Origin of the sequence: Pseudomonas peli (assembly GCF_050563605.1) — a bacterium.
Lineage (GTDB): Bacteria > Pseudomonadota > Gammaproteobacteria > Pseudomonadales > Pseudomonadaceae > Aquipseudomonas > Aquipseudomonas peli_A.
This window is the reverse complement of the sequence record NZ_JBNXUH010000214.1, coordinates 1-456: the sequence shown is the minus strand read 5'-3', so window position 1 is coordinate 456 and position 456 is coordinate 1. Positions and strand designations below refer to the sequence as shown.

General features: G+C 61.8%; 1 pseudogene. It reads right to left on the bottom strand.

From position 1 onward, the window contains the following. Window positions 1-205: pseudogene (locus ACQ4LH_RS21505) on the bottom strand (hypothetical protein); the annotation flags it as partial. Window positions 206-456: the final 251 nt, after the last annotated feature.

Sequence of the window (456 nt, the reverse complement as noted above, 5' to 3'; positions counted from 1 at the left end):
CCCAGATATCACCACTCGGGGGGCGTCGCCGGCGGCGCCAGATGTGTAAAAGAGACAGAACCTGCTCCAGACTGACTTGGTCGAGCATCTCGATCATCGGGCTAACCCGCCGTGCATGCGCGCGACCTTCAAGCGCGCGCACCGCCAGGTCCACCGCAATGCGCGCCTGCAACACCGGGGAGTCGGTGGGCTGTCTCTTATACACATCTCCGANCCTCATATGTTTAAAAGAGACGGGCCCCGGCCTGATTGGGCCGAGCTTCTCCATCTCCGGCCTACCCCGCCGTGCAGGCGCGCGCCCTTCAGGCGCGMGMACCGCCAGGTCCACCGCAATGCGCGCCTGCAACACCGGGGAGTCGGTGGGCGAGGCAACAATAAAACCAACGAGAATCAGCACGACGAACCGCTCGGTAGTGTAGGTGGCAAGAAAACGAGAAAGGTAGTAAAGAAAAGAGG